The organism is Streptomyces yunnanensis (assembly GCF_029011865.1).
GTDB classification, from domain to species: domain Bacteria; phylum Actinomycetota; class Actinomycetes; order Streptomycetales; family Streptomycetaceae; genus Streptomyces; species Streptomyces yunnanensis.
Window position 1 is genome coordinate 3,188,899 of sequence record NZ_CP095749.1, and the last position, 19,620, is coordinate 3,208,518.

Genomic DNA, 19,620 nt, shown 5'->3' on the forward strand with positions numbered 1-19,620 from the left:
GGTCTCGATTCTCCGTGGACGGATGAGGGGGTGGCGGTGGACTACTGCGGCGGGTTGCCGTGCTTGCGGGCCGGGAGGTCCGCGTGCTTGGTGCGCAGCATTTCCAGGGCGCGGATGAGGGTGTGGCGGGTCTCGGCGGGGTCGATGACGTCGTCGACCAGGCCGCGCTCGGCCGCGTAGTAGGGGTGCATCAGCTCGGACTTGTACTCCTTGACCATGCGGGTGCGCATGGCGTCGGAGTCGTCGGCCTCGGCGATCTGCTTGCGGAAGATGACGTTGGCTGCGCCCTCGGCGCCCATCACGGCGATCTCGTTGGTGGGCCAGGCATACGTCAGGTCGGCACCGATGGACTGGGAGTCCATGACGATGTAGGCGCCGCCGTACGCCTTGCGCAGCACGATGGAGATGCGCGGCACGGTGGCGTTGCAGTACGCGTACAGCAGCTTGGCGCCGTGCCGGATGATGCCGCCGTGCTCCTGGTCGACGCCGGGCAGGAAGCCGGGGACGTCCAGCAGCGTGACGAGCGGGATGTTGAACGCGTCGCACATCTGGACGAAGCGGGCGGCCTTCTCGGACGCCTCGATGTCCAGGACGCCGGCCAGCGACTGCGGCTGGTTGGCGATGATGCCCACCACCCGGCCGTCGAAGCGGGTCAACGCGCAGATGATGTTGGTGGCCCAGCGCTCGTGGACCTCCAGGTACTCGCCGTCGTCGACGATCTCCTCGATGACCTTGCGCATGTCATACGGGCGGTTGCCGTCGGCCGGGACCAGGTCCAGCAGCGCGTCCCCGGAGCGGTCGGCGGGGTCCTCGCAGGCCACCACCGGCGGGTTCTCCCGGTTGTTGGCCGGCAGCAGGGAGAGCAGGTAGCGGACCTCTTCGAGGCAGGTGACCTCGTCGTCGTAGGCGAAGTGCGCCACCCCGGAGGTCTCGGCGTGCACGTCCGCACCGCCCAGACCGTTCTGGGTGATCTCCTCGCCGGTCACCGCACGGACCACGTCGGGGCCGGTGATGAACATCTGCGAGGTGTCCCGGACCATGAACACGAAGTCGGTCAGGGCCGGCGAGTAGGCCGCGCCGCCGGCGCACGGGCCGAGCATGACGCTTATCTGCGGGATGACGCCGGACGCCTTGGTGTTGCGCTGGAAGATCCCGCCGTACCCGGCCAGCGCCGAGACGCCCTCCTGGATGCGGGCACCGGCGCCGTCGTTGAGGGAGACCAGGGGGGCACCGGCCTGGATGGCCATGTCCATGATCTTGTGGATCTTCGTGGCGTGGGCCTCGCCCAGCGCGCCGCCGAAGATCCGGAAGTCGTGTGCGTAGACGAAGACGGTCCGGCCGTGGACCGTGCCCCAACCCGTGATCACACCGTCCGTGTACGGCTTCTTGGCCTCCAGGCCGAAGCCGGTGGCGCGGTGCCGACGCAGCGGCTCGACCTCGTTGAAGGAACCCTCGTCCAGCAGCAGGTCGATCCGCTCGCGCGCCGTCAGCTTGCCCTTGGCTCGCTGCGCTTCGGTGGCTCGCTCGCTGGGGCCTCGCCGCACCTGCTCACGGATCGCGTGCAGTTCGGCGACGCGCCCGCGGGCATCGTTGGCGCCGGCGGGCACATCTTCGACAGTGGTCATGTATCGACGGTACGTGGGCGAGGCCCCCTACACCGATGTCGGTTTCGTACAACGTCGGACGCGATTTCGTGGGCAGGCGGTACAGAACCCCGCTGCCCGAGGCCCGAGGACCGGGCTGTGACGGGGTGGACGCGGTGTCCAGCGTCTGTACGGTGCCGACAAACGCCAGCCGGGTGATGTTGTGCCCGGTCGACGGTTTGACGCGGCCCGCGAGCGGTCAGTGCAGCAGCACCGTGCAGGTATGCGTGGCACAGGCGGTGCCGGGCGTCAACCGCAACCGCAGGGTGTCGCCGGTGCCCCGCACCTCGACGGAAGGGTCGTGCCGGAGGACCGCGCGAACCGGCCGGGACCAGGTGATCCGGAGGGGATCGCCGGTGCGGGTGGGGGCCGCGGCGCACAGGGTCGCGGTGCGGCCGGTCCGGCCAGGGGCGCGCCGTTCGCGGATCAGCACGCTGGCGGGGCCGTCGGCGGCGAGCGGGCCCGCGGTGCCGGCCCGCCAGAAGTTGGCGGCGGTTACGCCGAGCGGGTCCACGGCGATCGCCTGGCGGTCGGGGTCGTTGGCGAGGACGGTCAGCCAGTGCCGGTCGGCGGCGCGGGCGGCGAGGGCGCTCCGGGTGGCTCCGGGCATCAGCAGGTAGGCGTAGCCGGCATCGGTGGGGTCGGTGCCGTGGTCGTGCCAGAGCGTGAGGTAGCGGCGGGTGTACGGGTCGGTGGTGGAGGTGGTGTTGATGTCGGACCAGCGGCCGGTGCGGTCCTCGCGCAGGACGTGGAGGCGGGCGCCACCGGGCGATCCGGGAAAGACCCAGCCGCCGTGGCCCGCGAGGTGGGCCCAGTGGGCGCGGGGCAGGACGGTGGTGCGGCCGAGGGCGGTGGGCCGGCGGACGCCGTCGACGGTGAGGGCGGCGGTGCCCCGCTCCCCCAGGTTGCGGTTGTCGACGACGGTCTCGGCGGGGACGCCGTCGCGGGCGGTGATGCCGGCGCCGAGGCAGACCACGCAGTCGGCGAGGGCGAACCAGGACTTGCGGGCGGTGAGGGTGGAGGCCAGGCCGCGCAGGTCCTGGCCGAGGGCGGCGTAGCTGCCGTCGGTGGTGCCGCCGACCCAGCGGGCGGCGGGTTTGGGCTCGCCCCAGCCGCCGCCCTCGTTGTCGGCGAGCTGCTGGGTGGAGACGGTGGTGCCGGGGAGCCGGTAGGGGTCGACGGTGGGCCAGAAGGCGTCGGTGTACTGGTCGCCGGCCCGGCCCGCGGGCCACCAGTAGAGCATTCCGGAGCCGGTGTGCCAGCCGTGCCGGTTCTCGCCGTTGCCGTTCTCGTAGTGGGTGATGCGGTCGGAGGCCATGGCCAGGCCGGCGGTCCAGCCGGGGCGGCGGTGCACGGCGCGGTCCATGGCGGGGAAGAGGCGGTGGCCGACGGGTTCGGGGGCGGCGGGGGCGGGGCCGGCGTCGACGGCGGCGAGGCGGGCGAGGTCGGCGACGGCGTACTGGCGGTCGGTGAGGATCGGCAGGGTGCGGTCGCGGGCGATCCAGCCCTTGATCATGGCGTGCCAGCGGTCGCGTTCGGCGGGGGCGGCGGCGTCCGCGAGGAGGGCGATGGCGGCGATCAGGGCGTGGCCGTGGCGGTGGTCGCTGTGCAGGAGGTGCCGTTCGTCGGCGCGCAGGTAACCGCGGCTGACGGCGCGCCCGTTGACGCTGTCCATGACCAGGCCGTCGTGGAGCAGCGGGGCGTAGGCGTGCTCGACACTGTCGAGGATGATCTGCCGGTTGGGGTCGGTGACCTCCCAGGTGGAGCCGCGCAGCAGGGTGAAGAGACGGCCGAGGCCGTCGAGGAGGACCGCGCCGTAGGTGCCGGAGTAGGCGACCCAGGTGTGCTGGACGAACGAGCCGTCGGCGTAGAGGCCGTCGCCCTGGGTGACGTAGGGGAAGACCGGGGAGAGGGCGTCGCGGGCCAGGGCGATCTTGGCGGGGGCGCGGCCGAGGACGCCGCGGAGGGCGACGACCCGGCAGAGGTCGACGCGGTTGGCGCCGGTGCTGGTGCCGGTGTAGGCGCCGAGCGCGCGGTCGGGGACGAAGTGGTCGACGGCGGCGAGGCAGCGGGTGCGGAGGGCGTCGCCGGCGCCGTCGGGGAGGTGCTCGTCGAGGACGGCGAGGGTGTCGAGCAGGAGTCTGGGGGTGCCGATCTGCCATTCCCACCAGTTGCCGTAGGGGGTGGTGGCGGGGTGGTAGACGGTGCGGTCGAGGTGGTCCAGGCCGGTGCGGACGGCGGTGGCGAGGTCGGGGTCGTCGGTGCGGCCGGTGCCGGGCTGCGCCCAGGCCAGCGCCATGGTGGCGAGGCGGCTGTAGCTGCGGGTGATGCCGGACGGCGGGTCGTAGGGGCTGTCCGGCCAGAGGGAGTCGGCGGCCGGACGCATGGTGCGGTGGAAGGTGCCGGCCAGGTCGCCGGTCTCCTTGAGCGCGGTGGCGTAGGGGGCGGCGGTGGGGTCGTAGCCGGTGCCGAGGGCGAGGTCGCACCAGCGGCGGCGGAGGGTGGCGTACGGGTCGGCGGGGGCGGTGGCTGCCGGTGCGGCGCACGCCGGTGCGGCGGCGGTGCCGAGCGCGAGGGTCAGTGCGCCGGCACCGGAGGCGGCCAGGAGGCCGCGGCGCGACCAGGCGGACGGGGTGGCTGCGGGCGACATGGTCGCTCCTCTCCGTGGCGTCAACTGGGGTGTGGCGCTGCGCACTTGGGAGTTCCCGATGGTCTAGCACGGGGCCGCGCAGGGCGGCAATGACCGCGCGCCGGGGGCACGAGTGCCACCCGTTCGAAGGAATCCCGGAACGGAAAGGTTGAAAGTTGAACGAGATGCCGCTACGGTGAATCTCGTTGAACGTTAAACAACGTCGTTCGTTCGACCGCCGAGGCCCCGCCCGCGCCCCGTCCCCCGAGGAGAAGTCATGTCCCTGTTCCGCAAGCGCACCGCCGCCCCCACCGCCGCTCCCGCTCCCGCCGCTGCCGCCGTGCTGGACGCGGACCCCGCGCTGGCCGCCCTGACCGGCGACTACACCATCGACCCGGCCCACAGCAGCATCGGCTTCACCGTCCGGCACGCCATGGTCACCAACGTCCGCGGCTCCTTCGGCGAGCACGAGGGCGTGCTGAAGCTGGACGGCGGCAACCCGGCCGCGTCCACCGCGCACATCGACGTCAAGATCGCCAGCATCGACACCGGTATCGCCGACCGCGACGGCCACCTCAAGAGCGCCGACTTCTTCGACGCCGAGCAGTTCCCCCTGATGACCTTCCGCTCCCACGCGGTCGAGCAGCTCGACAGCGAGACGTACCGCGTCACCGGCGACCTGACGATCAAGGACGTCACCCGCCCGCTCGCCATCGACCTGGAGTTCAACGGCGCCGCCACCGACGTCTACGGTGCCCAGCGCGTCGGCTTCGAGGGCAGCGCCGAGATCCTCCGCTCCCAGTGGGGCCTGACCTGGAACGCGGCCCTGGAGACCGGCGGCGTCATGGTCAGCGACAAGGTCAAGCTGACCTTCGACATCTCGGCGGTCAAGGCCGCCTGACACCTGGCAACGGCTATGCGGAGGGCCCCGGCAAGAGACGCCGCCGGGGCCCTCGCCGCTTTCCTGGCAGGGCCCCTCCCTCTCCCCAACCAGGTGGTCCCCGCCCAACGGACTCCCCCACCCCCGGCCCCGAAAGGCAAAGGAGCCTCCCCCACCCCGTGGCGAGGCCCCTCCCCCACCTCCACCACGCATGCGGTGAAGGTAACGCTCCGCACCGACCGTCGCCGGTGCCTGTGGACAACCGTGGACAACCGCGGCGCTGTTACGCGCCGCGGGGCTCACGCCTGCGGCGTGACCCCCGCGCGCAGCAGGCCGTAGGCGTAGGCGTCGTCCAGTGCCTGCCAGGAGGCGGCGATGACGTTCTCGGCGACGCCGACCGTGGACCACTCGCCGCGGCCGTCGCTGGTGGAGACCAGGACCCGGGTGATCGAGCCGGTGCCCAGGGCGCCCTCCAGGATGCGGACCTTGTAGTCCACGAGCTCCATCGAGGCCAGCTGGGGGTAGATCCGCTCCAGGGCCACCCGCAGCGCGCGGTCCAGCGCGTTGACCGGGCCGTTGCCCTCGGCGGTGGCCACGATCCGCTCGCCCTTGGCCCAGAGCTTCACGGTCGCCTCGTTGGCGTGGGTGCCGTCGGGGCGGTCCTCGACGATGGCGCGCCAGGACTCGACGGTGAAGTAGCGCAGCGGCTTGCCGTCCACCTCCGCGCGCAGCAGCAGTTCGAAGCTGGCGTCGGCGGCCTCGTAGGTGTAGCCGGCCAGCTCCCGTTCCTTGACCCGCTCGACGACCCGTCCGACCAGTTCCCGGTCGCCGCCCAGGTCGATGCCGAGTTCCTTGCCCTTGAGCTCGATCGAGGCCCGGCCGGCCATGTCGGAGACCAGCATCCGCATGGTGTTGCCGACGAGCGCCGGGTCCATGTGCTGGTAGAGGTCCGGGTCCACCTTGATCGCGGAGGCGTGCAGCCCGGCCTTGTGGGCGAACGCGGAGACCCCGACGTAGGGCTGGTGGGTGGAGGGGGTGAGGTTGACGACCTCGGCGACGGCGTGCGAGATGCGGGTGGTCTCGGCGAGCTTGCCGGCCGGCAGGACCTGTCGGCCGTACTTGAGTTCCAGGGCGGCGACGACCGGGAAGAGGTTGGAGTTGCCGACCCGTTCGCCGTAGCCGTTGGCGGTGCACTGGACGTGGGTGGCGCCGGCGTCCACGGCTGCCAGGGTGTTGGCGACCGCGCAGCCGGTGTCGTCCTGGGCGTGGATGCCGAGCCGGGCGTCGGTGTCGGCGAGGACGGTGCGGACCACCGCGGTCACCTGTGCCGGCAGCATCCCGCCGTTGGTATCGCAGAGCACCACGACGTCGGCGCCGGCGTCACTGGCGGTGCGCACGACCTCCTTGGCGTAGGTCGGGTCCAGTGCGTAGCCGTCGAAGAAGTGCTCGCAGTCGAGGAAGACGCGGCGGCCGTGGGCGCGCAGGTGGGCGACGGTGTCCCGGACCATCGCGAGGTTCTCCTCGGGCGTGGTGCGCAGGGCCAGTTCGACGTGGCGGACGTGGGACTTGGCGACCAGCGTGATGACCGGGGCGCCGGACTCCAGGAGCGCGGCGACCTGGGGGTCGTCCTCGACGCGGACGCCGGCCTTGCGGGTGGCGCCGAAGGCGACCAGTTGGGCGTGCTGGAAGTCGATTTCCGCGCGGGCGCGCTGGAAGAACTCGGTGTCCCGTGGGTTGGCGCCGGGCCAGCCGCCCTCGATGAAGCCGACGCCGTAGTCGTCCAGGTGCCGGGCGATGGTCAGCTTGTCGGCGACGGTCAGGTTGATGCCCTCGCGCTGTGCGCCGTCGCGCAGCGTGGTGTCGAATACGTGGAAGGCGTCGGGAACGGCGGCTTCGGGAACGTCCGTCATGCTGGTCTGGCTCCTGTCGGGTCTCGGTCTACCGGAATAACCGGTTCCACCGTCCCTCCATGTTCCCTCGCGCTCCGCCTCCGGCGAGCAGGTGGGCCGGAAACGAAAAAACCTCTCGCGGGTGCGAGAGGTCTGCGCGCGGGTCTGGGACGACGATGGCCGCGCCGTACTCGGGTCGTACGGGCGGTCACTGCGGACCGGCGCGCCTGCTGCCAATAATCATGGCGAACGAGAGCACGGGGGCAGTCTGGCACATGACCGCCCCCGCCGTTGCTCCGTCTCAGGATGCGAGCACCCGCTCGCCGGTGCCGTCGTCGGTCTCCTTGCCGACCCGGTGCAGGTCGATCGTCCGGGTCTCCCGCATCGTCAGGTAGACGACCAGCGAGACCGCCGCGCAGCCGGAGACGTACCAGTAATAGCCGGACTCGATACCGCCGTTCTTGAACCACAGGGCGACGTACTCGGCCGTGCCGCCGAAGAGGGCGTTGGCGATGGCGTACGGCAGGGCGACGCCCAGCGCGCGGATGCCGGTGGGGAACAGTTCGGCCTTCACGCAGGCGTTGATCGAGGTGTAGCCGGTGACCACGACCAGTGCCAGCAGCGACAGGCCCAGGGCCGGCCAGAAGGAGCCGGCGTGCTGGAGCAGCGTCATGATCGGCACGGTCAGGAAGGTCGAGCCGAGGGCGAAGGTGATCAGCAGCGGGCGGCGGCCGATCCGGTCGGACAGCCTGCCGGCCAGCGGCTGGAGGCACATGAAGAGGAACAGTGCGCAGAAGCTCACCAGGGAGGCGGTGGGCTTGGACAGTCCGGCGGTGCCGGAGAGGTACTTGGTGAGGTAGGTGGTGTACGTGTAGTACGCCACCGTGCCGCCCATGGTGAGCGCGATGACCAGGAACGCCTCGCGCTTGTGGGCCCACAGTGCCTTCATGGTGCCGCGGTCGGGGTCGGTCCGGGTGTCGTCCTCGGCGTAGACGTCGGTCTCCAGCATGTTGCGGCGCAGGTAGAAGACGATGCCCGCGCCGAGCGCGCCGACGATGAACGGGATCCGCCAGGCCCAGCTGTGCAGTGCCTGCTCGGACATGCTGCGCTGGAGGATGATCTGCAGTGCCAGGCCCAGCAGTTGGCCGGCGGTCATCGACACGTACTGGAAGCTGGAGGCGAAGCCGCGGCGTTCGGGTGCGGACGCCTCGGTGAGGTAGGTGGCGCTGGCCGCGTACTCGCCGCCGACCGACAGGCCCTGGAGCATGCGGGCGACGAGCAGGACGGCGATGCCGCCGTAGCCGGCGACGGCGTAGGTCGGGGCGACGGCGATCAGGATGGCCGAGGCGGACATCAGGGTCACGGTCAGGGTGAGCGCGGCCTTGCGGCCCCGGCGGTCACCGACCCGGCCGAGCAGCCAGCCGCCGACCGGGCGCATGAAGAAGCCGACGGCGAAGATCCCCATGGTGTTCATGAGGTTGGCGGTGTCGTTCCCCTTGGGGAAGAACGCGTCGGCGAAGTACACCGCGAAACTGGCGTAGACGAACCAGTCGAACCACTCGACCATGTTGCCGGCCGAGCCGACCCAGATCTTCTTCCATTGCTCTCGTCCCATAGCCGATCACGGTCGCCGAGAGCGGGCCCGTCGGCAAGGGCCGGGGCGGCAACGATCGCGCGTACTTGCGTGCGTTGCGGTCACGGCCGTGGGCGGCGGGCGGCGGGTGGGGTCCGCGGGGCCGGTGCGGTGGGGTCCGCGGGGGCCGGTGCGGTGGTCGTCAGTCCGCGGTCGGGGTGAGCGATTCGTCCAGGAAGCGGCGGACCTCGTCGCGCGCCTGGTCGCGGTCGGTGCCGGGGAGGCCGACGACGAGGTGGGTGCCGAAGCCGTCGAGCAGGGCCCGGGTGCGGGTGGCGAAGCGCTCCGCGTCGACGGGCCGGAACTCGCCCTTGGAGGCGCCCTCGACGAGCAGGGCGACGAGGTCGCGGTGCCAGGCCAGCTCCAGGTCGAGCTGGCGTTCGCGGGTCTCTTCGTCGGCGTTCTGGGAGCGGACCCAGACCTCCAGCCACAGCGTCCAGCGCGGGTCGCGGTGGCCTTCGGGGAGGTAGAGGTCGATCAGGGCGTCCAGTCGCTCCCGGGCGGAGACCCGGCGGGCGAGGGCGGCCCGGCGCTCGGCGCCGAGCTGCTCCTCGCTCCACTGGAGGGTCTGGAGCAGCAGCTCGTCCTTGGTACCGAAGTAGTAGAGGATGTGGCCGCTGCTCATGCCGACCTCGCGGCCCAGTCCGGCCATGGTGAGCCGGTCCAGTCCCTCGGCGGCGATGGTGGCCATCGCCGCGGCCAGCACCTGTTCGCGCGGCTGGCTGAGCCGCCGTCGGGGGCGGCGTACGGGACCGGACACGGTGACCTCCGGGGTCGGTTCGGGCTGGGTCGTTCAGGGGTGCATCAGACCTTCGGCTGCTGCTGGGTGATGCAGTGGATACCGCCACCCGCTGCGAAGATCGTACGGGCGTCCACCAGGGTGACGGTGCGCCCGGGGAACAGCCGGCGGAAGATCGCGGCCGCCTCCTCGTCGCGCGGGTCGTCGAAGGCGCACAGCACGATGCCGTCGTTGCACTGCAGGTGGTTGATGTAGGAGTAGTCGACCAGCTCGCCGTCCGCCTCGATGACGGTGGGGGCCGGGATCTCCACGACCTCCAGTCGGCGGCCCCGGGCGTCGGTGGACGCGCGCAGCACCTTGACGATCTCGTTGCAGATGGCGTGGTCGGGGTGGTCGGGGTCGGGCTGGGTGTGGACCATCACCACGCCGGGGCGGGCGAAGGCGGCGACGATGTCCACGTGGCCGCGGGTGCCGAACTGGCCGTAGTCGGCGTACAGGCCGCGCGGCAGCCAGATCGCCTTGGTGGTGCCGAGGTGGGCGTGGATCTCGGCCTCGACCTCTTCCTTGGTGCGGCCGGGGTTGCGGCCGGGGTCGAGCTGCACGGTGTCGGTGAGCAGCACGGTGCCCTCGCCGTCGACGTGGATGCCGCCGCCCTCGTTGACCAGGGAGGTGGCGTAGCGGCGGGCCCCGGCGAGGCCGGCGACCTGTTCGGCCATCTTCGCGTCGCGGTCCCAGGCGGCCCATTCCTGGGCGCCCCAGCCGTTGAACACCCAGTCCACGGCGGCCAGTTCGCCCTGGTCGTTGGTGAGGAAGGTGGGGCCGATGTCGCGCATCCAGGCGTCGTCGAGGGGGCGCTCGACGAGTTCGACGTCCTCGCCGAGCAGGGCGCGGGCGCCGTCCAGCTGGCCGGGGCCGGCGACCACGGTGACCGGCTCGTACTGCCGTACCGCGCGGGCGACCGCGGCCCAGGCACGGCGGGCCTCGGCGAGCGTCTCGTCGCCCTCCGCGCCGAAGGTGAAGTTGGGGCCGGGCCAGGCCATCCAGGTGCGCTCGTGCGGGGCCCACTCGGGGGGCATGCGGAAGCCGTCGGCGGCGGGCGTGTTCATACGGGGTCCTCGGTCCTCGGGGTGCGCGCGGGGTCGCGGAGCGGAAGGAAGGGCGGGGTGGGCGCCGCACCGGTCGCGTCTGTAACGGTGTTTCTGTAACGGTGTTACGGAGCGGGTGGTGCGGCGGCCCGGGCGTCGTCGGAGGGATCTTCGCCGGCGAGCATCTCGCCGGAGGGGTCTCGTCAGCGGGGTCTCGTCAGAGGAAATAGAGCCTGGACAGTGAGACGGTGTCGGCCGGTTCGGAGCGCATCGGGTCGCCGTCGAGGGTGACCAGTCCGCTGCGTTCGTCGACCTGGACGTCGCCGACCCGGGCGTTGTGGATCAGGTTGCGGGGGCCGATGCCACGGGTGCCGCGGACGGCGACCCGGCGTCGGCGGGTGGGCATTCCGTCGTTGCCCTGCGCGAGCGCGGCGCCGGCGACGAAGGCCACCGAGATCTCCGCCGGGGTCGCGCCGTGCGCCCCGAACTGCGGGCCGAGCACGAGCGGTTCGCAGGTGTCGGTGGCGGCATTGGGGTCGCCGGTGACGCCGTAGGCGGGGAAGCCGGATTTGAGGACGAGTTGGGGTTTGGCGCCGAAGTACTGGGGTTTCCACAGCACGATGTCGGCCATCTTGCCGACTTCGATGGATCCGATCTCGTGGGAGAGGCCGTGGGCGATGGCGGGGTTGATGGTGAGTTTGGCGATGTAGCGCAGTACCCGAGCGTTGTCGTCGTAGGCGCCGTCGCCGGCCTCCCCGTCACGGGCAAGCAGGGGCCCGAGTTCGGCCTTCATCTTGCCGGCCATGGCGAAGGTGCGGCGGACGGTCTCGCCGGCCCGGCCCATGCCCTGGGCGTCGGAGGAGGTGATGCCGATCGCCCCGAGGTCGTGCAGCACGTCCTCCGCGCCCATGGTGCCGGCACGGATACGGTCCCGGGCCATGGCCGCGTCACCGGGCAGATCGGTCTTCAGATCGTGCACCGAGACGATCATGCCGTAGTGCTCGGCGACCGCATCCCGACCAAAGGGCAGGGTGGGGTTGGTCGAGGAACCGATGACGTTGGGGACACCGGCCATCTTCAACACGTTGGGGACATGCCCACCGCCGCAGCCCTCGATGTGGAAGGCGTGGATGGTCCGGCCGTCCAGGACCCGCAGGGTGTCCTCGACCGACAGGCATTCGTTCAGCCCGTCGGAGTGCAGGGCCACTTGGACGTCGTACTCCTCGGCGACCCGCAACGCGGTGTCCAGCGCGCGGGCGTGCGCACCCATGTCCTCGTGCACCTTGAAACCCAGGGCACCGCCCTCGGCCAGCGCCTCCACCAGCGGCGCCTGACCGGAGGACGAACCACGGCCCAGGAAGCCGATGTTGACCGGCCAGGCATCGAAAGCGCTGAACGCGTGGCGCAGCGCCCAGGGAGAGTTGACGCCGACGCCCCAGACCGGACCGAACTCCTGCCCGATGATCGTGGTCACGCCGGAGGCCAGCGAGGCTTCCATCACCCGCGGGGAGAGCAGGTGGACGTGGGTGTCCACGGCACCGGCGGTGGCGATCATGCCCTCGCCGGAGACGATGGAGGTGCCGGTGCCGACGACGACGTCCACCCCGTCGAGGGTGTCGGGGTTGCCGGCGCGCCCGATGGCGTGGATGCGCCCCTCGCGGATGCCGATGGAGGTCTTGCGGATGCCCTGGACCGCGTCGATGACCAGGACGTTGCTGATCACCACGTCGCAGGTCTCGCGCAGCGACGCGGCCTTGAGGTGCATCCCGTCCCGGGCAGTCTTGCCGAAGCCGGCCAGGAACTCCTCGCCCGGCTTCTGCGAGTCGGACTCCACCCGGACCACCAGCCCGGAGTCACCGAGGACCACCCGGTCACCGGCCCGCGGACCGTGCACGGCGGCGTACTCGTAAGGATCGATGCTCGGGCTCATGCCTGCTCCTTAAGCTCCCAGGTAGCCACAGGCGGCGGCCCGCCGCAGCGCTTCGTTCTTGGCGCCCGGCGCGTCGAGCGGGCCGTCGACCAGCCCGGCGAAGCCGATCGCGATCCGGTCGCCGCCGATCGGCACCAGGCCGACCTCCGAGGACCCGCCGACGTCGAACCGCACCGACGAGCCGGCCGGGACGCACAGCCGCATGCCGTAGGCGACGGCGCGGTCGAACTCCAGCCGGGGATTGGCCTCGAAGAAGTGGAAGTGCGAGGTGACGCTGATCGGCACGGTCGCGGTGTTACGCACCGCGATCACCACGGCGGGCCCGGGCTCGGGGTCGGCCGGGCCGGGCAGCACGGCGCCGGGCGCCGGCGTCGCCCCGCCGGGCGCCGCGGTGGGTTCGCTGCCGATCGGATCCGTGACCACCGCAAGCCGGGAACCGTCATCAAAAACGGCCTCCACATGCACCTCGGTCACCACATCCGCCACCCCCGGCAACACATCCTCAGGACCCAACGCACTCCGCGCCGCCTCAATGGCCTCAGCGAGGCGACGCCCGTCCCGCGCCGCCTCGCAGACTGTGTCCGCGATCAACGCGGTCGCCTCGGGAACGTTCAGCTTCAGGCCGCGAGCCCGACGCGCCCGCGCCAGCTCGGCCGCACCGAACAGCAACAACCGGTCGCGCTCCGTGGGGGTGAGCCGCATCCTGTCACTTCCTCCCGCTCGAATTGAGCATCACTCTAACTTGGAATTCATCATTCCGAAACCATTGACCTAGGCAGGACGGGTGCCTCATATTGAGCGTCGCTCTAGAACATGGCTTGAACTGATCATTTTTAGAGCATCACTCAAATGATCTCGCAGCAGCGAGCACCCGCTTCGTAGGCACTGCCGAACGAAGCCCTTGTCCACGACGGAGCACCGCGCCCAGCACCGCTTCTCACACCTGTTCCGGCCTCTCAGGGGAGCCCTCATGCCGATAGAACAACGCGGAGTCGACACCATCCCGGACGAGGAGCGCAGCAGCAGCCCTCGCGACCTCGTCTCCATCCTGCTCGGCTCGAACCTCGCACTCGGCGTTGTGATCTTCGGCTGGTTGCCGGTCTCCTTCGGCCTCGGCTTCTGGGGCTCGGTCACCTCCCTCGCGGCCGGCACCCTGGTCGGCGCGCTGCTGACCGCGCCGCTCGCCCTGGTCTCGCTGCGCAGCGCGACCAACCTCTCCACCAGCAGCGGCGCCTTCTTCGGCGTCCGCGGCCGGCTCGTCGGCTCGGTGATCGGCCTGCTGCTCTCGCTCGGCTACACCGCGCTGACGCTCTGGGTCGGCGGGGACGCCATGGTCGGCTGCCTCCACCGCCTGGTCGGGCTGCCCGCCGACGGGGCGGCGTACACGGTGGTGTACGCGGTGCTGGCCGCCGCCACCGCCATCGGCGCGGTCTACGGCTACAAGGTGCTGCTGCGGCTGAGCAAGGTGCTCTCGATCGGCCTGACGATCCTGCTGGTGATCGGCGTCTTCGCCTTCGCGCACCACTTCACCACCGCCCCGATCCCCGGCGTCCACTACGCCCTGGGCGGCTACTGGCAGACCTGGCTGCTCTCCGCGGTCTCGGCCGGCCTGAGCGGCCCGATCGCCTTCATCACCCTGCTCGGCGACTACAGCCGCTACATCTCCCCCCGCCGCCACAGCTCCAGGGCGGTCTTCGGCGCCACCTACCTGGGCCTGGTCCTCGGGCTGCTGGTGCCGCAGCTGTTCGGGACGTTCAGCGCGCTCGCGGTCGGCGCCGGCTCGGACTACGCCGGCCCGCTGGTCGCCGGCGCGCCCCTGTGGTACCTGATCTTCCTGCTGCTCAACGCCTCGGCCGGCTCCGCAGGCAACTCCGGTCTGATGCTCTACAGCATGGGCCTGGACCTGGACGCGATCCTGCCGCGCGCCACCCGCACCCAGGCCACCTACGTCGTCGCCGCGGTCTCCACCGCGCTGGTCTACGTCGGCCACTTCCTGTGGGACGCGCAGAACGCGATGACGTCCTTCGTCCTCCTGATGACCGCCATCGGCACCCCGTGGGCGGTCATCACCGTGATCGGGTTCGTCCGCTGCCGCGGCGTCTACGACCCGGACTCGCTCCAGGTCTACAACCGCGGCACGGTCGGCGGCGTGTACTGGTTCAGGTCGGGCTGGAACGTCCAGGCCACCGTCGCCTGGGCGCTGGGCTCCGTGGTCGGCCTGCTGGGCGTGGGCTCCCCCTACGAGGGCCCGCTGCTGAAGTACACCGGCGGGATCGACATGAGCTTCCTGCTCGCCGCCGCCACCGCCGCCGTGGTCTACCTGGCCCTGGTCTCCCGGCAGCCGCGCCCGGTCCCGCCGCTGCGCGCGGCCGACGGCCCCGCCGCGCAGGAGACGCCGGTGGAGGTCGGCTGAGCCGCCGCCCCCCAGGGGCGGGACGGAAAAGGCCGCCCCGGCGTCCTGCCGGGGCGGCCTCGGTCGTGCGTACGGGCGGGCCCGCGGGGCACCGCTCAGCTCAGCCGATGCGGTGCATCCAGCCGTGCTCGTCGGCGGTCACCCCGCGCTGGATGTCCAGCAGCGCCTCGCGCAGCTTCAGCGTGACCTTGCCCGGCTCGCCGCCGGACTGGGTCCACTCGGCGCCCTCGCGCTTGACCGTGCCGACCGGGGTGATCACGGCGGCCGTGCCGCAGGCGAAGACCTCGGTGAGCGTGCCGGCCGCGGAGTCGTTCTGCCACTGGTCGATGGAGATCCGCCCCTCCTCGGACTCGAAGCCCAGGTCGCGGGCGACGGAGAGCAGGGAGTCGCGGGTGACGCCGGGGAGCAGCGAGCCGGTCAGCTGCGGGGTGACGATCACCGGCTTCTCGTTGTCCGCGGCGCCGTAGACGAAGTAGAGGTTCATCCCGCCGAGCTCCTCGACCCAGGTGTGCTCCACCGCGTCGAGGTAGGCGACCTGGTCGCAGCCGCGGGCCGCGGCCTCGGCCTGGGCCAGCAGCGAGGCGGCGTAGTTGCCGCCGGTCTTGGCGTCGCCCATGCCGCCGGGGACGGCCCGGACCCGGTCCTCGGACAGCCAGATGGAGACCGGCTTGACGCCGCCGGGGAAGTACGCGCCGGCCGGCGAGGCGATGACGACGAAGAGGTACTCGTTGGCGGGCTTGACGCCCAGCCCCACCTCGGTGGCGATCATGAACGGCCGCAGGTAGAGCGACTCCTCGCCGCCGTGCGCGGGCACCCAGTCCTTGTCCTGCCGGACCAGCAGGTCGCATGCCTCGACGAAGGTCTCGACCGGCAGCTCCGGCATGGCCAGTCGGCGGGCGGACGCCTGGAAGCGGCGGGCGTTGGCGTCCGGACGGAAGGTGGCGACGCTGCCGTCGGGCTGGCGGTACGCCTTGAGGCCCTCGAAGATCTCCTGTGCGTAGTGCAGGACGTTGGTCGCCGGGTCGAGGGCGAGCGGACCGTACGGCACGAGCTGCCCGTCGTGCCAGCCGCGGCCCTCGGTCCACTTGATCGTCACCATGTGGTCGGTGAAGTGGCGGCCGAAGCCGGGGGCCGCCAGGATCTGCTCCCGCTCCGCCGCGGGCAGCGGGTGCGAGGAAGGCTTGAGCTCGATCGTGGGCGTCGTCATGTATCCGTGTCCTTCACTGCGTGGTCCGATGCCTGCGTTGCCGGAGGGTCTCTCCCCGCGCGAGCCGGGGAAAGGGCACCGGCCCGGCCCTCGGGCCGGGGAGGGTCCCCGCTCGCGGCACCGGTGCGGTTGGGAGCGGCCGCGCGCACTGCGGGTGGCTCGGTCGTACCGGTCGTTACTGGGACGTCCGAGTTTCCCGCCGGACGGCGGCCCCTCGTCCGATTATCGCTCGTGGGCGTCCGCCGTCGGAACCGGCGTGCGCGCCCGCGTCAGATGGTGGCACCCGACCCGCCGGTAGCACAGGGGGGCCGGGGCCCGGGGCGGGAGCGGGGCCCATGCGGACAGCGCCGGGCCCTGGTCGGCCCGGCGCTGAGGTGGTGCTGCGTGGTGCGTCGGGCGTCAGCCCGCTACGCGTGCCGCGAGCGCGTCGCCGATCTCGTCGGTGGTGCGGGGCGCGTCGCCGCGGGCCTCCAGGTCGGCGGCGACCTCCGTCTCGATGCGGGCGGCCTGCTCCTCGTGGCCGAGGTGGCGCAGCAGCAGCGCGACGGAGAGGATCGTGGCGGTCGGGTCGGCCTTGCCGGTGCCCGCGATGTCCGGCGCGGAGCCGTGCACCGGCTCGAACATCGAGGGGAACGCTCCGGTGGGGTTGATGTTGCCGGAGGCGGCCAGGCCGATGCCGCCGGTGACCGCGGCGGCGAGGTCGGTGAGGATGTCGCCGAAGAGGTTGTCGGTGACGATCACGTCGAACCGTTCGGGCTGGGTGACGAGGAAGATCGTCGCCGCGTCGACGTGCAGGTAGTCGGTGGTGACCTCGGGGTACTCCTGGCCGACCGTGTCGAAGATGTTCTTCCACATGTGGCCGGCGTAGACCAGCACGTTGTTCTTGTGGACCAGGGTCAGCTTCTTGCGCGGGCGGGCGTTGGCGCGCTCGTAGGCGTCCCGGACCACCCGCTCCACGCCGTAGGCGGTGTTCACGCTGACCTCGGTGGCGACCTCGGCCGGGGTGCCGGTGCGCAGGCTGCCGCCGTTGCCGGTGTAGGGGCCCTCGGTGCCCTCGCGGACGACGACGAAGTCGATGTCGGGGCGGCCCGCCAGCGGGGTGGCGGTGTTCGGGAAGAGCTTCGAGGGGCGCAGGTTGACGAAGTGGTCGAAGGCGAAGCGGAGTTTGAGCAGCAGTCCGCGCTCCAGGACGCCGGACGGCACCGTCGGGTCGCCGATCGCGCCGAGCAGGATCGCGTCGTGCTCCTTGAGCGACGCGAGCTCCTCGTCCGGCAGGGTCTCGCCGGTGCGGTGCCAGCGCTTGGCCCCGAGGTCGTATTCCTTGGTTTCCAGCTTGACGTCCTCGGGGAGGACCGCGGTCAGGACCTTGAGGCCCTGCGCCACGACTTCCTGGCCGATTCCGTCACCGGGGATCACTGCGAGGCGAATGCTGCGAGACATGCCTGGACCCTACTCCTCGTCCCAATGATTGACACGCATCGTCCGACATGCGGACATGGCCGCCGGGCGCTCGACCGCCGGCCATCCCCCGTTCACCCCGGCGCCCCGAGCCCGTAGGCGCGAACTGCCAGATTCGGCCACATGACTGCACACCCCCGGCGGGAGCGCCCCCTGCCCTCGCACACGCCCCGCGTCGGCATACCGGAGCAGCTCGCGGCCCGGATGACCATGCCCGAGCAGCACGAGTACCTCCGCACCAAGCTGACCCGCCGGGGGCTGCTGCGCAGCTCCGCGGTCACCGCCGGCATGGTCGCCGGCGCCGGCCTGTTGGCCGCCCCGGCCGCGCAGGCCGCCGGGCCGACGCTGCTGTCCGCGCCCGCCACCACCGCCGTCGACGGCCACCTGGTGGCCCCGTTCGGCCGGCACCTCGCCTTCGGCGCCGACCCGCGGACCCAGATGCGGGTCGGCTGGCAGGTGCCCTTCGCGGTCAGGCGGCCCTATCTGCGGGTCGGCCTGAAGCCGTGGGACCTGGGTCGCAAGGTCCAGGCCGAGGTGCGCCACCTGCACACCCCGGCGCTGACCGCCAAGCTCCCGGCGGTCGACCAGTACTACCTGCACGCGGCCCTCGACGGCCTGCGGCCGGGGACCACGTACTACTACGGCGTCGGCCACGACGGCTTCGACCCGGCCGACCCGCGTCACTTCTCCACCGTCGGCACCTTCCGCACCGCTCCGGCGCGCGCCGAGAGCTTCGTCTTCACCGCCTTCGGCGACCAGGGCGTCAGCTACCACGCGCTCGCCAACGACCAGTTGATCCTGGGCCAGAACCCGTCCTTCCACCTGCACGCGGGGGACATCTGCTACGCCGACCCGGACGGCCAGGGCTCCGAGCACGACACCTACGACGCCCGGGCCTGGGACCAGTTCCTCGCCCAGACCGAGACGGTGGCGAAGTCGGTGCCGTGGATGGTGACCACCGGCAACCACGACATGGAGGCGTGGTACTCCCCCAACGGCTACGGCGGCCAGTCCGCCCGTTGGTCGCTGCCGACCAACGGCCCGGACCCGGAGCGGGCCCCCGGCGTCTACTCCTTCACCTACGGCAACGTCGCCGTCGTCGCCCTGGACGCCAACGACGTCTCCTACGAGATCCCGGCCAACGCCGGCTACACGCAGGGCCGGCAGACCCGCTGGCTGGACCGCCGACTGGGTGAGCTGCGGGCCACCGCGGGCATCGACTTCCTCGTCGTCTTCTTCCACCACTGCGCGTTCTCCACCACCAACTCGCACGCCTCGGAGGGCGGGGTCCGCGACGCCTGGCTGCCGCTGTTCGAGAAGCACCAGGTGGACCTGGTGGTCAACGGCCACAACCACGTCTACGAGCGCACCGACGCCATCAAGGGCGGCCGGGTGTCGAAGAAGGTGCCGATCGGCGAGACCGTGGACTCCGCGCACGAGGGCATCGTCTATGTGACGGCCGGCGGCGCCGGGAAGTCCCTCTACGACTTCCCCGTGCCGGACAGCTACGAGGGTCATGTGAAGGACCTGGACCATGTGGACACCTACCACTGGACCAAGGGCCAGGCGAAGGCCAAGGAGACCGTCGAGTGGTCCCGGGTCCGCTACACGGGCTACTCGTTCATCGCCGTCGAGGTCACCCCGGGCAGCCGTCCCCGGATGAAGGTCACCGCCCTCGCGGAGTCCGGTGAGCGCGTCGACCACTTCGAGGTCACCCGCTCCCGCCGCCGCGGCTGACCGGTACCACCGCGCCGGGGGCGCTCGGGACCACGTCCCGGGCGCCCCCGGCGCATGTGCGGGTCGAGCGGGCTCAGTGACCGCTGGCGCCGCCGTTGTCGCGGCGGTCGAGTGCGCGCTGGAGGGCGGCCGCGGCGTTGCGGCGGTCGGCGTCGTTGGTCTGACGGGAGGAGTGACGGGTCCTGCGGACGGTGGTGTCGGCCATGATGCGCGTCTCCCATGCCAAAGCCCCGAGAACGGAAAGCGGGGGGCGTCGAAGAATGAGGGGTCGGGGTGGTGCGAGAACGGCCGGAGGGGCGGGGGCCTGAAGCGCCGCAGGGGTCACCTGCGCGGGCGCGTCGGGCCTCATCCGCATTCGCTGGATGCAGCGATACGTT

At 71.6% G+C, this 19,620-nt stretch carries 14 protein-coding genes; 3 read left to right on the forward strand and 11 right to left on the reverse strand.

Annotated elements, in window-relative coordinates:
• Window positions 1–41: 41 nt before the first annotated feature.
• Window positions 42–1,625, reverse strand: a complete 1,584-nt coding sequence (locus MOV08_RS13795; RefSeq protein ID WP_039632500.1) for an acyl-CoA carboxylase subunit beta — start codon at window positions 1,623–1,625, stop codon at window positions 42–44.
• Window positions 1,626–1,842: 217 nt separating this feature from the next.
• A complete protein-coding gene (locus MOV08_RS13800) occupies window positions 1,843–4,293 on the reverse strand; it encodes a polysaccharide lyase 8 family protein (protein WP_275307632.1) in 2,451 nt (816 codons plus the stop codon).
• A 256-nt stretch (window positions 4,294–4,549) separates the two neighbouring features.
• Between MOV08_RS13800 and MOV08_RS13805 the strand changes: the two genes are divergently transcribed.
• On the forward strand, window positions 4,550–5,173 hold the full coding sequence (locus MOV08_RS13805; RefSeq protein ID WP_275307633.1) for a YceI family protein: 624 nt from the start codon (window positions 4,550–4,552) through the stop codon (window positions 5,171–5,173).
• A gap of 278 nt (window positions 5,174–5,451) precedes the next feature.
• Here MOV08_RS13805 and cimA read toward each other — a convergent pair whose 3' ends face one another.
• The 6 genes from cimA to ureA form a co-directional block, all read right to left on the reverse strand.
• Window positions 5,452–7,062 (reverse strand): citramalate synthase, encoded by a 1,611-nt coding sequence (cimA, locus tag MOV08_RS13810; protein WP_275307634.1) that lies wholly within the window; start codon window positions 7,060–7,062, stop codon window positions 5,452–5,454.
• A gap of 280 nt (window positions 7,063–7,342) precedes the next feature.
• Window positions 7,343–8,656 (reverse strand): MFS transporter, encoded by a 1,314-nt coding sequence (locus tag MOV08_RS13815; RefSeq protein WP_275307635.1) that lies wholly within the window; start codon window positions 8,654–8,656, stop codon window positions 7,343–7,345.
• Between the two features lie 160 nt (window positions 8,657–8,816).
• On the reverse strand, window positions 8,817–9,434 hold the full coding sequence (locus tag MOV08_RS13820; protein WP_039632510.1) for a TetR/AcrR family transcriptional regulator: 618 nt from the start codon (window positions 9,432–9,434) through the stop codon (window positions 8,817–8,819).
• Between the two features lie 44 nt (window positions 9,435–9,478).
• Entirely contained in the window at window positions 9,479–10,519 is a 1,041-nt protein-coding gene (locus MOV08_RS13825) for an agmatine deiminase family protein (RefSeq protein ID WP_275307636.1), read from the reverse strand.
• Between the two features lie 196 nt (window positions 10,520–10,715).
• Window positions 10,716–12,428, reverse strand: coding sequence for an urease subunit alpha (locus MOV08_RS13830; RefSeq protein ID WP_275307637.1), 1,713 nt, complete (start codon window positions 12,426–12,428; stop codon window positions 10,716–10,718).
• A 9-nt stretch (window positions 12,429–12,437) separates the two neighbouring features.
• Window positions 12,438–13,130 (reverse strand): urease subunit gamma, encoded by a 693-nt coding sequence (ureA, locus tag MOV08_RS13835; RefSeq protein ID WP_275307638.1) that lies wholly within the window; start codon window positions 13,128–13,130, stop codon window positions 12,438–12,440.
• Window positions 13,131–13,398: 268 nt separating this feature from the next.
• Between ureA and MOV08_RS13840 the strand changes: the two genes are divergently transcribed.
• On the forward strand, window positions 13,399–14,841 hold the full coding sequence (locus MOV08_RS13840; protein WP_039632517.1) for a cytosine permease: 1,443 nt from the start codon (window positions 13,399–13,401) through the stop codon (window positions 14,839–14,841).
• Window positions 14,842–14,941: 100 nt separating this feature from the next.
• On the opposite strand, the gene MOV08_RS13845 is transcribed toward MOV08_RS13840, so the two are convergent.
• Together MOV08_RS13845 and MOV08_RS13850 are read right to left on the reverse strand one after the other, a co-directional pair.
• The gene (locus MOV08_RS13845) at window positions 14,942–16,048 is read right to left on the reverse strand and encodes a branched-chain amino acid aminotransferase (protein ID WP_275307639.1); all 1,107 of its coding nucleotides are present in this window, start codon (window positions 16,046–16,048) and stop codon (window positions 14,942–14,944) included.
• A 399-nt stretch (window positions 16,049–16,447) separates the two neighbouring features.
• On the reverse strand, window positions 16,448–17,488 hold the full coding sequence (locus MOV08_RS13850; RefSeq protein WP_275307640.1) for a 3-isopropylmalate dehydrogenase: 1,041 nt from the start codon (window positions 17,486–17,488) through the stop codon (window positions 16,448–16,450).
• 141 nt (window positions 17,489–17,629) lie between these two features.
• Between MOV08_RS13850 and MOV08_RS13855 the strand changes: the two genes are divergently transcribed.
• Window positions 17,630–19,243 (forward strand): purple acid phosphatase family protein, encoded by a 1,614-nt coding sequence (locus MOV08_RS13855; protein WP_275307641.1) that lies wholly within the window; start codon window positions 17,630–17,632, stop codon window positions 19,241–19,243.
• 73 nt (window positions 19,244–19,316) lie between these two features.
• Here MOV08_RS13855 and MOV08_RS13860 read toward each other — a convergent pair whose 3' ends face one another.
• Window positions 19,317–19,448 carry a hypothetical protein gene (locus MOV08_RS13860; protein WP_099055687.1) on the reverse strand — a complete coding sequence of 44 codons (132 nt, stop codon included), beginning with the start codon at window positions 19,446–19,448 and terminating at the stop codon, window positions 19,317–19,319.
• Window positions 19,449–19,620: the final 172 nt, after the last annotated feature.

Coding starts and splice junctions, on each gene's coding strand:
- MOV08_RS13805 (WP_275307633.1), top strand. CDS start 4,550: ATGTCCCTGTTCCGCAAGCGCACCGCCGCCCCCACCGCCGCTCCCGCT.
- MOV08_RS13855 (WP_275307641.1), top strand. CDS start 17,630: ATGACTGCACACCCCCGGCGGGAGCGCCCCCTGCCCTCGCACACGCCC.
- cimA (WP_275307634.1), bottom strand. CDS start 7,062: ATGACGGACGTTCCCGAAGCCGCCGTTCCCGACGCCTTCCACGTATTC.
- MOV08_RS13825 (WP_275307636.1), bottom strand. CDS start 10,519: ATGAACACGCCCGCCGCCGACGGCTTCCGCATGCCCCCCGAGTGGGCC.
- MOV08_RS13795 (WP_039632500.1), bottom strand. CDS start 1,625: ATGACCACTGTCGAAGATGTGCCCGCCGGCGCCAACGATGCCCGCGGG.
- MOV08_RS13800 (WP_275307632.1), bottom strand. CDS start 4,293: ATGTCGCCCGCAGCCACCCCGTCCGCCTGGTCGCGCCGCGGCCTCCTG.
- ureA (WP_275307638.1), bottom strand. CDS start 13,130: ATGCGGCTCACCCCCACGGAGCGCGACCGGTTGTTGCTGTTCGGTGCG.
- MOV08_RS13840 (WP_039632517.1), top strand. CDS start 13,399: ATGCCGATAGAACAACGCGGAGTCGACACCATCCCGGACGAGGAGCGC.
- MOV08_RS13850 (WP_275307640.1), bottom strand. CDS start 17,488: ATGTCTCGCAGCATTCGCCTCGCAGTGATCCCCGGTGACGGAATCGGC.
- MOV08_RS13845 (WP_275307639.1), bottom strand. CDS start 16,048: ATGACGACGCCCACGATCGAGCTCAAGCCTTCCTCGCACCCGCTGCCC.
- MOV08_RS13860 (WP_099055687.1), bottom strand. CDS start 19,448: ATGGCCGACACCACCGTCCGCAGGACCCGTCACTCCTCCCGTCAGACC.
- MOV08_RS13830 (WP_275307637.1), bottom strand. CDS start 12,428: ATGAGCCCGAGCATCGATCCTTACGAGTACGCCGCCGTGCACGGTCCG.
- MOV08_RS13815 (WP_275307635.1), bottom strand. CDS start 8,656: ATGGGACGAGAGCAATGGAAGAAGATCTGGGTCGGCTCGGCCGGCAAC.